Below are 9,166 nucleotides of genomic sequence, written 5' to 3' on the forward strand. Positions count from 1 at the left end.
GGCGAAGGCGGTAGCATCCGAACGCAGAGCCTTGCGCACGACCTTGCGCGACAGACGCAGCTCCCGTGAGATCTCCCGGATGCTCTTGTGCTCGGTGCGGAACAGGCGCCGGACCTTGGCGATGGTCTCCACAATCAACATTCCGGCTGGCTCCCGCCCTGACTGGCTGGGAGCATGGAGGAGAAGCCGGGGGTGGGTCCCGATTGGACGCCGATCAACCCGTCAACCGGGTCCTTCTTCCACGCCGATTCTCAGCCATGACCGCGTGCCGCCTGCCGGTGCCGCCTTCGCCGATGATGCCGGAAATGGATCGCTTCACGGGCGCCTTCGTGAACCAGCTGGAGGATCATCCGGCGGACTTCCGGCGCCGGCGCATCCCCGCCGTGCAGTCTCCGGCCGGTGATACGCGCGTCTGGCTCGAGAAGCGCCGGGCCGAGCAGCAGGCGAGCCTCGTTCCGACACCCGGGCCCGAGCTGAACCGCACGCTGACCCTGCTGCTCGCCCCCAACCGGGAGTACGGTACGCTGACCGAGAAGGTCGCTGGCCTGCGGCTCGCCCTCTACCTCGAGGCGTTGAGCAACATGCCCACCTAAGCGGTCGAGCAGGCGCGCATGGCCTCTGGGAAGCCCGGCTGGCGCTGCCTATGGGACGGCCGAGATGTACCGTCTTCGCACGATGTGGTCGCCGAGAGCCGGCACATCCTCCTGCCGATCAAGACCGAGCTGCGCCGGTTCGACGCCGTGCTCGATGCCGATCTCTACAACAACGGCACCACGGACGGGCATCGGGCGAACGCCGTCGCGCATCAGGCATCGGTGAAGGCCGAGATGCGCGATGAGGATGCGGACGTGTTCGCGTCGACGGAGGAAAGCTCTCGCCAGCGCGCGCATTCATGGCTCAAGCCAACGAGTTTTTCTGTGCCCGTGAGCGGGCCCACGCGGAGACGAATAGCCGAAGGAAGGGGAGTGTGGGGCCGTCTCCCCATCAGCGATCAGATCGCCTGCCAACTTGGGTTGCGTGCGACAGCGGAGGTCGAGTGATGTCGATGCGCGAAGCCGACTTCCACCTCAACGTCGTCAAGGACGAGCCGGTGATCCGCGATGCCCCCTGGGAGATCGCGATCAACGACACCCTATCACCGATGCTCTCTCTCAATGTTAGAGCACCGTGTGTTCATCCACCGTTGCTTCGTCGAGAGGCGTAAGGAAGGCGGCACCTACGCCCGCCTCAGTCCGGCGCGCGATCCTCGCCTGATGTCGTCCAACCATGATCGTTTGCCCAACAACCACCGGAGCATCCAGCCGCAGCGCTACACCGGTGGCCGATAGATTTAGGATCTGCGCTGGGACGCTCGTTCCATCTGCTGTCGCGACCTGTACTTGCTTAAACTTAGGCACGACCCGACGGCAGACGCGCACTTTCTCGACCGGAGGGGCTTGCAGCCGAGCCATTTCCAGGAGGTTGCGCACCACCTGACCGGGCGCGTCGCCACTGCCAACGACACGTACAGCGAAATCATCGGGCCCCGCTCGCACAACTCGTATTTCCATTACACCCACGCCACGGATCGAGCAGCCGAGCTGCGCTGTCACAGGGGGGATCGTCGCCGAGCGCATGCGGATGCCATCGGGGGAAATATCAACGGTGATGGCATGAAATTCGGACCCGTCGCCGTTCCAGCATAGTGCTGGAAGTATGATGGCGTGACGCGGGTTAGCTCGTCGATCGGTCATAGGGCGGGATGTTTCATGCCCTATCTATCGCGGCTTGGACTTGCGGCTGCGTTGAAACTAACGGCTGCATTTTATCAAAGTGGGACTTCTCGCTGCAGCCGGTGGAGACAAGGCGATGTCGGGCCGCCTCCCAATCAGCGACGACCTCGCCTGCCAGCTTGGATTGCGCTTGCCGGAGGAGATGCCGAAGCGCGAAGTTGGCGTGATCTAGGTGAAACTCCTTCCCATTGTGGCACGTAAAGGTGCCGCGAGCGAACGGCTCAGCTTGTGCGGCGATCGCAGTGATCCGCGCAGAACTGTGAGATATCGGCACTCTATGTCTCTCGAACATCCATCTAGAACCCCATCGCGCCGCCCACGCCTGGCCCTGGTTGTCGCTGTGTGTCTCCTGCCGATCCTACTTTGGATCGCCATCTATCTGATGAATGGTAAGGCCGTCTGGTTCTGACGACATGGCCTTCATCCTCGGCGCCTTCAGTCCCTAGGGCGGAGATACTGCGCGAGAAGGAACCCGCCTTGCAGAGCGACCAGATGGGTGAGGAGGATCAAGAACTCCAACGGGCCAAACTCCCGTCGGACAAGGCAGACTGCGATGTAGGCGGCGGAGAGGCACCCTGAGGTGAACAGGATCATTACAGGACGATAATACCACCCCAGTGCGATCCCAGCGGCAAGCAGAAGCGCGGATGTGATCATCCTGACCCAATCACATCATGGGCGTTTCGAGCCCCTTAACAAGGCCGTTAGAAGCGATCGGTTAATGAAAAAGCAGATATGGCACCGCTTCGTCTCGGCGAATGCTAAAAATGCTGAGCTATCTTTGATTTAGAGCATTTTCGGTTTAATCTGGTTCGTATCCTGCGGCAGCGAAGAAGTTGGCGCACTCGTCGGGCGTGACCGCATCGACGAGGCGTCCGATGGCCGACCATAGTCCCTCGACGGTGCGTTCGGCCGCCTTGCGCAGCAGTGCCTTCAGCTTCGAGAAGGCCATCTCGATCGGGTTGAAATCCGGGCTGTAGGGCGGGAGGAACAGCAGCCGTGCGCCCGCCGCCTCGATCGCCGCCCGCACGGCCGGCCCCTTGTGGCTGCCGAGGTTGTCCATGACGACGATGTCGCCGGGGCTGAGTTCGGGTACCAGGACCCGATCGACGTAAGCCTGGAAGGCGTCGCGGTTGATCGGCCCATCGAGCACGAACGGCGCGGCGATCCCGGACAGGCGCAGGCCGGCGACCAGGGTCGTGGTCTTCCAGTGGCCGTGCGGAACAGGCGAGCGCAGCCGCTCACCACGCGGTGAACGTCCGCGCAGTCGGGCCATGTTGGTGGCGGTCCAGGTCTCGTCGAGGAAAACCAGGCGCGCAGGGTCGAGGTCGGGCTGACCCCCAAACCACGCCTCGCGCGCCGCCTTCACGTCCGGGCGCTCCTGCTCGGTAGCGTGCGCTGTCTTTTTTTGTACGTCAGGTCGCGTGCGTCGAGGAAACTCCACAGCGTGCCGAGCCCGACTGTGAGATCTTGCTCGTCCCGCAGCCGTGCGCGCATCTCCTCCAGGGTGACGTCAGCCTTCGCATCGATCAGCGCACGCAGGAACGCCTCGTGCGGGTCGAGCTTCGAGCGACGCGCCCGCCCCTGCGGACGAGCGGATACCGTCCCCGTTGTCGCAAGCGCGGCCATCCAGCGGATCGAGGTGGCGATGCCGACCCCAAAGCGCGCGGCCGCCTGGCGGCGCGAGGTCACGCCCGCGGCCTCCACCACGCGCTCGCGCAGATCCTGGCTGTAGGGTCGGCCCATGCTTCGCTCCTTCTCCGGAACGATCAGTGAATCAGTCCAACAGCGCCGCGTGAACCCCACCCATGCGATTCAGCGCAGCCCGAAAACGCTCTAGCATGGGTCGTCAGCTTCCAGTGCGATAAACCGACGGACCCGTAGTCGTGGGGGACCGCGCCCCATATGATCGCCCGAGCCCGAGGAGCACCACAGTGCGGAGGCGCGATGAACGACCTCCGTCCGAACCGAGTAGAACGCGGGGCAGCTTCTAGACACCGCCGTTTTCACATTCCAGGTGTCATCCGTGACCCGGTGAAGCTGAGCGCAGCCCAGCGGAACAGGCCCGACCCGCGAAGAGCGGCAACCGAGCCTGTCCTGTTCATGGCAGGAGGCGCGCCCGCAGATGGGACAACAGCCATTCAGGACAATACCGACGGGCGGTTAAGGAAGCCTGCGGTCCCGCCCTCCGTGATCGCCAGTTCGAAAGGACAGATCTGCGCCGGTCCTGTCTGCCACTCTGTGATGCCCGTAGAGATCCTGGAGCTGAATGCCCGCCCGTCTTGCAACCCTCGCCCCGCTCCTCTCCTCTTGCCCGGTTAACAGCCTAAGTTGGACGAGCGGCAACATGCTGCTCTGGACAAGGCACAAGGCACGTTCTTACTGTGTCTGCGAAGATACAGCGGCGAATGACGACATATCGTAAATTGAATGCAGTTGACGTCTGAGACTGCGAACCGACCTGTAGTTCGCCCCTGCCCGGCGCGTTTATTTGTTTGAAAGCTTTCGGGGATCGGAGGCAATGATGCCGACCTATCGGCTGGAATGCATTCTACGGTTTGCTGATCAGCGCCCTGGGATGGCTGTCGATGGTCGAAACATCGAAGCGGTCTCTCGCGGAGAAGCCATCGAACTTGCCAAGTTGTATGAGTGTAACAAGCCAGGAATGGTTTTGTCAGCGGTATCACTTTTCGACAAAGCCCAGGTAAAAATTTGGTCCTTCCAGATAGATCCTCCATCCAAGCGAACCTGAAGCCACTACGTTGTTAAAGCTATATACAGGGGCTCGCTCAAGCCGCGCGAGTTGCCGAAGTGTTATTGAGTGATGGAACAGAGCCGCGTTCCGGGCGCCCGATGAGATAGCCCTGAACAGCGTCGCACCCAAGCAGTTTCAGGAGGGCGAGTTGATCCGCCTCCTCAACACCTTCGGCGATCGTCAGAATGTTCATGTCACGCCCCATCTGCGTGATCGCTTTGACGACTGCCATCGAATGCTTGTCTTCCAAAGCTGCCGCGACGAAGCTGCGGTCGATCTTGATCCTGTCCAGCGGCAGGTCGCGCAGATGGGCGAGGGACGAGTAACCCGTTCCGAAGTCGTCCATCGCGATCTTGATGCCGAGTTGGCGCAGGGCCGACAAGGTGTGCGAGATTTGGCGCCCGTCCTCGACCAGCGCGGTTTCCGTCAGCTCGATCTCCAGTCTGCTCGCCGGGAGTCCGCTTTTCGCCAGGGCGGAGGTGATGTGCGCGAGCAGCATTGGCGAGCGGAACTGCACTGCCGAGATATTGACCGCAACGTGCTGGTCGGCCGGCCAAGCCGCTGCCTGACGGCAGGCCTCCTCCAAGACCCAGCGCCCGATCGGCAGGATCAGCCCCGTCTCTTCCGCCAGCGGGACGAAGATTGCCGGCGAGACGGACCCCCGCGTTGTGTGCTGCCAGCGGATGAGCGCTTCGAAGCCTAGGATGGTGTCGTCAGCCAGCGCCATGATGGGCTGGTAGGCGAGATGGAACTGACCCTCGGCCAGGGCGAACCGAACGTCGTTCTCGAGGAGATGCCGGTCGGCAACGGCCTCGATCATACCTGGCGTATAGCGTGCGGCACGTCCCCGACCTTGCCGTTTGGCCTCGTACAGCGCGATGTCCGTGCGCTGCATCAGATCTGTTGGGCTCGCCCGGTCCTCGATGCCGCATACGCCGATGCTGCAGCCGATCACGATAGTCAGATCGTCGAACGCGTACGGCTTCTCGATCTCAACGATGATGCGTTGGGCCAAGCTCATCGCGGGCTCGGCCTCCATGCGGGCGATCAACGCCATTTCGTCGCCGCCAAGGCGAGCAACCAGGGCTGTCTCCCCCACGAGCTCGGACAGCCGTGTCGCCACACCAACAAGGAGGCGATCGCCGATACCGTGCCCAAAGGTATCGTTGACGGCCTTGAAGCGATCCAGGTCGATCAGCAAAAGCGTGAAGGGTTGCTCGTCCGCATGGGCCTGCGCCAGGCGCTCGAGCAGCGACCGGCGGTTGGCCAGCCCGGTGAGCGGGTCATGGTAGGCGAGCAGGGAGATCTCCCGTTGCGCCTGTTTCGCCTGCGTGATGTCGTCGAAGGTGAATACCGCGCCGTCCACGACGGGCTGGCAGGCGATGGAGAGGATCCGGCCGTCGTCGAAGCTGTGCTCGATGCGGGTCTCTTCGTCCTTCGCCATCCAGGTTCGGTGGTTCGCCAGCACCCTGGCGGCGCGGTCAGCATCCCAGCCATTTGCCCGACCGACGCGCTCGAGGAAGGCTGCAAGGCTCATCCCTCGCGCCATGTCGCCCGGGGCGAGCTTGAGCAGGCTGCGGAGGCGTTCGTTGTAGAGTTCCACGACCTCGGCGGCAGACACCTTGAGGATCCCGTTCGACATGTTCTGCAGCGCGGTCGCGAGAACGTGGGCGTGCGCGGTTTCCTGAGTGTCGAAGCGCTTGGCTGCGGTGAGAGCGAGAAGCGTCCCGAACAGGAGGATCGCGGCGCCTGTCGCGGCGAGGATGCTCAGCGAGACCTGCGCGCCCGGTAGAAGCTGATTGACCTGCTCGCCGGTCAAGACCGTACCTGCGATGGAAACGAAATGCGTTCCGCAAACGGCAACAACGATTAGCGAGGCGGTCACCAGCCTTGAGCGAGTCCGCCTCGGCTGTGCCCGCGCGATCGCCATACAGGTGGCGCCGATCGAGCAGGCGAGAATGTTGAAGCCAAGCGATTGCACTTGACCGCAGTTTTCCAGCGCGGCCATTCCGCTGATGTGCATCGCGCCAATACCGAGGCCAGACGCCGCGCCGGCAGCGAGCCGCATCCATCCTGGCGGACAGATGATCGAGATGGCGAGCGGCATCCCGACAGCGACGATCGCTGATGCGGCGGAGGCTAGGGTCGTGGCAAGGTTGTAGCTCAGAACCAGATCCGTCCGGTATCCAAGCATCGCAACGAAATGGGTCGTCCAGACGCCGGTACCGGCAACCACGGCTGTTCCGGCCATCCACCATCGACGCACGGACGGTCCGCTGATCTCAGCATAATGGATCAGGGATACGACCAGCCACGAGCTGAAGGCGCAGATAGTCGCTGCAGCGAGAGTGAAGCTGAGTGCCTGACTATCGATTAAGAACGCAAGAGGTGAAAGCATGCAATTGCATAGCGCGCAATGGATTTGCATAAGGTTATCGCATTTGGTGAGCGAGGCCTTAATTCGGTGTTTCGGTAGATAACTCTGCGACAGAGGCTCGTATCAACTTAGCGTGAGACACAGCACAGGATTTTTGGCACCGATGGTCAGCCGCCCCGAAGGTCCTGACCCGCCGCTCCCCACCTGGCTCGGACACACCCAGAGCTGGACGGGCGGCGACGTCATGCTCTGGATGATGCGGTCCTTCTTCACCGCCCCCCGCACCCGCAGCGCGGCTGAGGCCTGTCCGATTGCATGGGCAAACGACTACCTCTCCACGGCCGATCCGGACTAGCCGATCAAGCGCGACATCCTCCTAGGCTGGGTGCGGTGTGGCGCCGAGCCGACGAGCATCCAGGAGGCGATCTACCAGCACTCGGCACCTGGTGCTCGTCCGCCGCAGTCTATCGTCTGCGGGACAAAGCGGGCGCGCACATCGCGGTCAGGACCAACGCGGCAATCATCAAAGCGCGCTTTTTCGAAGGGGCTTGCTTCGGGGCTGCTGATGCTTAAGCGGCGGCCTTCATGCCGTTGAGGAAGCTGAGGAAGTCCGCGTACGGGAGTGGGCGGCTGACGTGATAGCCCTGAACCTGCGTGCAGTCGGTGGCGGCGACGAACGCGTATTGTTCCGCCGTCTCAACGCCTTCCACAGTCGTCGTCATCCCGAGGCATGCCCCCATGGTGATGATGGCGCGCACGATCGCCGCGCTCTCCGAGTCTTCTGGAAGCAAGCGAACGAACGAGCGGTCGATCTTGATCTTGGAGAACGGGAAGCGGCGAAGGTAGCTTAGGGAGGAGTACCCCGTTCCGAAATCGTCCATGGCGAGCTCGACACCCAGTCCCTTGAGCCGGGTCAGCATCGAGAGCGTGCGATCCTCGTCGTCGAGCATGACGCCTTCCGTGATCTCAAGCTCAAGCCGCGCCGCCGGAAGGCCGGTCGCATCGAGAATGGAGGCGACCGTTTCCGCGAGGCGATCGTCGCGGAACTGGACAGGCGACAGGTTAACGGCGACCTTGATCGTGTTCGCCCAGGTCACCGCCTGCGTGCAGGCTGTGCGCAGTACCCAGGCGCCTAATGGAAGGATCAGGCCCGTCTCCTCGGCTAAGGGGATGAAATCGAGGGGCGGGATCAGGCCGCGCTCGGGGTGACGCCAACGGACCAAGGCTTCGGCCGCAGTGACCGTACCCGTCCCGGAATCGACGAGGGGCTGGTAATGAACCTCGAACTCGCCGACCTCCAGAGCGCGGCGCATGTCAGCCTCCATGCGGGTGCGCGCCAGCATTTGTTCAGCGAGCGCCGGTTCGAACAAGCTGAAGGTTCCCTTGCCCTCGCCTTTGGCCCTGTAAAGGGCGAAGTCGGCGTTCCGTAGGAGCTCGTCGGGTTGAGTGCCGTCCAGAGGAGCGATCGCAACGCCGACGCTGACCCCAATATGGACGAGCTGTCCATCGAGCAGGAACGCACGGTCGATGGCGTGGACGAGGGCCGCGGCGACGGCTTGCACGTGATCGACGTCGGAAGTCTCGAGGAGCAAGATGGCGAACTCGTCGCCGCCGAGGCGCGCAACGACGTTCGTCTCGGCGACCGCCGAGCGCAGGCGCGCGGCGACCTTGCGCAGGAGCTCGTCGCCCATGCCGTGGCCGAGGGTGTCGTTGACAATCTTGAAGCGGTCGAGGTCAAGCATCAGCACCGCGAAGCCGTTGCCGCCGTTCCGCATGGTGGCGGCGTGGTGATCCAGCAAGTCGCTCAATCGCGCCCGGTTGGGCAGTCCGGTGATAGTGTCGGTGAAGGCGAGCGTCCGAAGCCGCGCTTCCGAGTGCAAGCGCTCGCGTTGGTCTCGGAAGGCGATCACGGTCTGGCGCTGGTGGCCCAGCGATATATCTCTGCGCAGGACGCGGACGGGCACGCTCTCGCCGTCAGCAGCGACTAGCTCGACCTCCCGTTCCTCCTGTCCCGGCAGCTCGGCCAGCACGAGACCAGGCACCAGCTGCTTCAGGCTGCGACCGACCAGCTGCGCTTGGCTCAGGCCTACCATCTTTTCGAGGCTACGATTGGCCGTGGTGATCGTTTCACCGTCGCAGACCGCCAGACCTTCGAGGGCGAGGCTCGCTAGCTCCCGCAGACGCGTCCTGTCCCGGCGCAGTTGCGCCCGAGCGTTCAACGCGGACCGTAAGCCGATGAGGGCGAGTGTGAGCAGCCCGACC

The 9,166-nt window shown here is 63.1% G+C and carries 7 protein-coding genes; 3 read left to right on the plus strand and 4 right to left on the minus strand.

The features are described 5' to 3' along the window. Positions 1 to 305 precede the first annotated feature (305 nt). Positions 306 to 593 carry a hypothetical protein gene (locus tag MKK68_RS22955; protein WP_244033026.1) on the plus strand — a complete coding sequence of 96 codons (288 nt, stop codon included), beginning with the start codon at positions 306 to 308 and terminating at the stop codon, positions 591 to 593. An 84-nt stretch (positions 594 to 677) separates the two neighbouring features. After that, the gene (locus MKK68_RS22960; RefSeq protein ID WP_244033027.1) at positions 678 to 1,040 is read left to right on the plus strand and encodes a hypothetical protein; all 363 of its coding nucleotides are present in this window, start codon (positions 678 to 680) and stop codon (positions 1,038 to 1,040) included. Between the two features lie 117 nt (positions 1,041 to 1,157). Here the strand turns inward: MKK68_RS22960 and MKK68_RS22965 are convergent, their stop codons facing one another. Next, the gene (locus MKK68_RS22965; protein ID WP_244033028.1) at positions 1,158 to 1,733 is read right to left on the minus strand and encodes a PilZ domain-containing protein; all 576 of its coding nucleotides are present in this window, start codon (positions 1,731 to 1,733) and stop codon (positions 1,158 to 1,160) included. 841 nt (positions 1,734 to 2,574) lie between these two features. Then, positions 2,575 to 3,518, minus strand: a protein-coding gene (locus tag MKK68_RS22970) for an IS630 family transposase (RefSeq protein WP_244033029.1) whose coding sequence is annotated in 2 segments (ribosomal slippage) — positions 2,575 to 3,182 and positions 3,182 to 3,518 — 945 coding nt in all. Because the reading frame shifts where the segments join, the coding sequence is not laid out codon by codon here. 775 nt (positions 3,519 to 4,293) lie between these two features. Here MKK68_RS22970 and MKK68_RS22975 point away from each other — a divergent pair. Next, positions 4,294 to 4,524 carry a hypothetical protein gene (locus tag MKK68_RS22975; RefSeq protein ID WP_244033030.1) on the plus strand — a complete coding sequence of 77 codons (231 nt, stop codon included), beginning with the start codon at positions 4,294 to 4,296 and terminating at the stop codon, positions 4,522 to 4,524. Positions 4,525 to 4,561: 37 nt separating this feature from the next. Here MKK68_RS22975 and MKK68_RS22980 read toward each other — a convergent pair whose 3' ends face one another. Together MKK68_RS22980 and MKK68_RS22985 are read right to left on the minus strand one after the other, a co-directional pair. Continuing rightward, on the minus strand, positions 4,562 to 6,778 hold the full coding sequence (locus MKK68_RS22980; RefSeq protein ID WP_244033031.1) for a putative bifunctional diguanylate cyclase/phosphodiesterase: 2,217 nt from the start codon (positions 6,776 to 6,778) through the stop codon (positions 4,562 to 4,564). A gap of 695 nt (positions 6,779 to 7,473) precedes the next feature. Then, positions 7,474 to 9,166: putative bifunctional diguanylate cyclase/phosphodiesterase (locus tag MKK68_RS22985; RefSeq protein WP_244033032.1), on the minus strand; the 1,693-nt coding region annotated here is incomplete at its 5' end.

The sequence above is a fragment of the Methylobacterium sp. E-016 genome, from assembly GCF_022829745.1.
In the GTDB taxonomy this organism is placed as follows: Bacteria; Pseudomonadota; Alphaproteobacteria; order Rhizobiales; family Beijerinckiaceae; genus Methylobacterium.